The sequence below is a fragment of the Micromonospora inaquosa genome, from assembly GCF_003857055.1.
Taxonomy (GTDB): Bacteria; Actinomycetota; Actinomycetes; order Mycobacteriales; family Micromonosporaceae; genus Micromonospora; species Micromonospora inaquosa.
This window is the reverse complement of sequence record NZ_QGSZ01000035.1, coordinates 1-3,447: the sequence shown is the minus strand read 5'-3', so window position 1 is coordinate 3,447 and position 3,447 is coordinate 1. Positions and strand designations below refer to the sequence as shown.

Annotated in this window: 2 pseudogenes; both read right to left on the bottom strand. The window is 67.7% G+C overall.

The features are described from left to right. Nucleotides 1-367: pseudogene (locus tag DLJ59_RS00280) on the bottom strand (4Fe-4S dicluster domain-containing protein); the annotation flags it as partial. 30 nt (nt 368-397) lie between these two features. Then, a pseudogene (fdh, locus tag DLJ59_RS00275) lies at nt 398-3,447 on the bottom strand (formate dehydrogenase); the annotation flags it as partial.

The window sequence follows — 3,447 nt, the reverse complement described above, 5'->3', positions numbered from 1 at the left end:
GGCCCGGATCCGTTCCGGTGTCGGTGTCGGTACGTGCGCCGACGGCCGCCGTGAGTGGGCTGACCGATCGCCCGTCCGGTTGCTGCTCGAATGCCGGAGTCGCCCAGCCGGCCGAGCGGGGCTGCTCCACGAACGCGACGTGTCGCCACGAGTTCGCGGTCAGGGCCCCGGTGTTGTCGTACGACATGCCCAGCAGGTCGAGCCCGCTCTCGGGAACACCGTTCCACTCCTTGCAGGCCACCTCGCAGGCCTTGCAACCGATGCAGACGCTGGTGTCGGTGAAGAATCCCATCCGCGGCGGCGCGTTCTCGTAGCCGGCGTCCGGTGCGGGGTCCAACGGACCGTACAGGGCGTTGGCGTGGGGCATCGGTCAGGCCTCCTGGTCGCTGCTGCTGTCGGCGACGTCGGTCGTGACCATCGGCGGGTAACGGTGCACGAGGTTCCCCGACCGTCGCCGGTAGTCCACGACGAGGTCCAACAGATCCCGTCCGGTGGGGCGTCGTCCGGGCCGGACGTCGCAGGTGCCGACCTTGCTCTCCTGGATCAGGACGTTGGGGTCGAGCGTGATGCCGAACAGGTCGTTCGCCGAGTCCCCGGTGACCAGACCCTCGTAGCCGAAGTGGTACGGCAACCACACCTGGTGGATGATCCGGCCATCCACCCGCAGTGGCGTGACGCGGTCGGTCACCAGCACCTTCGCCTCGACGGCCGCGCGGCTGGTCACCAGGTGGGCCCAGCCCAGGTGACTCAACCCTCGCACTGCCGCCAACTCCGGGGACACCTCGACGAACATCTCGGGCTGCAACTCGGCCAGGGGCGACACGTTGCGGCTCATCGCGCCGGCGGTGTGGTGCTCGGTGAGCCGGCTGACCGTGAACACGTACGGGAACACCTCGCTGTGCTCCTGCGGCGGGCTCGGGTTCAACGTGTTGATCGGGTGCGTGTAGACCTTGCGGGTCGGGTTGGCCTGCTGCCGGTAGAGCGGGTTACGCACCGGCGACTCGACCGGCTCGTAGTGGGTGGGCAGGGGCCCGTCGAGCACGCCGGTGGGCGCGTACAGCCAGCCCTTGCCGTCACCCTGGAGGATGAACGGGTCGTCGCCGGCGATGCCCGCCACGCCCGAGGCATCGTGCTCCGGTCGGTAGGACGGCGGCTTGGTCTTCTCGAAGTCCGGCACGTCGTAGCCGGTCCACTCGGACTTCTCCGCGTCCCACCACACGTAGCGTTTGCGCTCACTCCACGGATTACCGTCCGGGTCCGCGGAGGCACGGTTGTAGAGGATGCGCCGGTTCGCCGGCCACGCCCACCCCCACTCGAGGGCCGCCAGGGACTGCTCCGCGCCGGGTTTGCGCCGGGCCGCCTGGTTGACGCCGTCGGCGTACACCCCGGTGTAGATCCAGCAACCGCCGACGGTGGAGCCGTCGTCCTTCATCTCGGTGAACGACGCCAGTGGCCGGCCGGTCGCCACGTCGTACCCGTTGATCTCCCGCAGCACCGCCTCGGCGCTCGGCTCCGCGTGCGGACCGTGCGTGGGGTAGTCCCAGGTGAGGTCGAGCAGCGCCCGGTCGCGCGGCCTGCTCGACGTCGCCAAGCGTTCCCTGATGATGCGCCCGAGGTGATAGAAGAACCACAGCTCGGAGCGGGCGTCACCTGGCGGCTCGACGGCCTTCTCCCGCCACTGCAACAGGCGCTGCGTCTGGGTGAAGGTGCCCTCCTTCTCCACATGCGACGCGGCGGGCAGGAAGAACACCTCGGTACGGCACTCCTCCGGCACGATCTCCCCGGTCGCGATCTCCGGCGCGTGCTCCCAGAACGTCGCGCTCTCGATCATGAACAGGTCCCGGACCACGAGCCAGTCGAGGTTGGCCATGCCGAGCCGCTGCGCGCGGCCGTGCGCCGAGCCCACCGCCGGGTTCTGCCCGAGCAGGAAATAGCCCTTGATCTTTCCGTCGATCATGTCGAGCACCTGCTGGTAGGTGCCGTGGTCGCCGGTCATCCGCGGCATGTAGCCGTAGCAGTAGTCGTTGTCGGCGGTGGCCGCGTCCCCCCAGTACGCCTTGAGCAGGTTGACGCCGTAGGTGCGGGCGTTGCCCCAGAAGCCCTTCTGCCCGGGGTGGCGGATGCTGTCCACCCACTCGTCCAGGGTCGGGTGCTCCGCGTGGTGCGGCATCGGCAGATAGCCCGGCAACAAATTGAACAACGTCGGAATGTCAGTCGACCCCTGGATGCTGGCATGCCCCCGCAGGGCCATCACCCCACCACCCGGACGACCCATGTTGCCCAACAACAACTGAATGATCGCACCGGTACGGATGTACTGCACCCCAACACTGTGCTGCGTCCAACCCACCGAGTAGACGAGCATGCCCGTGCGGTCCCGACCCGAGTTCTCCGTCCACGCCCGCGCCAACTCCAGGAACTTCTCCTGCGGGACGCCGCAGACCCGCTCCACCATCTCCGGCGTGTAACGGGCGAAGTGCCGCTTGAGGATCTGATAGACGCAACGCGGATGCTGCAACGTCTCGTCACGTTCGGTCTCGCCGCCGACGGGTGCGCCGTGTGACTCGTTCTCCAACCCGGCCGCGGTCTCCCGCTGCGTCTCGCTGTCACGAGTCGTCTGGTTCTGCGAGTGGCCTTCGTAGCGCCAGCTGGCCTGGTCGTAGGTGGCGTTGTCGTCGTTGAAGCCGGAGAAGAGCCCGTGCATGTCCTCGGTGTCGCTGAACTCTTCAGTGACGATCGTCGCCGCGTTGGTGTACGCGACCACGTACTCCCGGAAGTCCAGCTCGTTCTCGAGGATGTAGCGGATCACCCCGCCGAGCAGCGCGATGTCGGTGCCCGCCCGGATCGGCAGGTACGAGTCAGCCAGCGCGCTGGTTCGGGTGAACCGCGGGTCGATGTGGAAGATCTTCGCGCCCCGACGCTTGGCCTCCATCACCCACTGGAAACCCACCGGGTGTGCCTCGGCCATGTTCGAACCCTGGATGACGATGACGTCGGAGTTCGACAGGTCCTGCTGGTACTGGGTGGCGCCGCCACGACCGAAGCTGGTCCCCAGACCGGGGACGGTGGAGGAGTGTCAAATACGCGCCTGGTTCTCGATCTGCAACGCGCCCGCCGCGGTGAACAACTTCTTGATGAGGTAGTTCTCCTCGTTGTCCAGCGTCGCCCCACCCAGGCTGGAGATGCCCAGCGTCCGGTTGAGCGGTCGGCCCTCGGCGTCGACGTCCTCCCAGGTTTCGTCCCGGGCGGCCAGGACCCGATCGGCGATCATGTTCATCGCGGTGTCGAGGTCCAGGTCCTCCCACTCGGTGCTGTACGGGCGGCGGTAGCGGACCGTCGTCTGCCGCAACGGGCTCGTCACCAGGCTCTTACTCGCCGAACCCTTCGGACAGAGCCGACCCCGCGAGATCGGGCTGTCCGGATCGCCCTCGATCTGACTGACCTGCC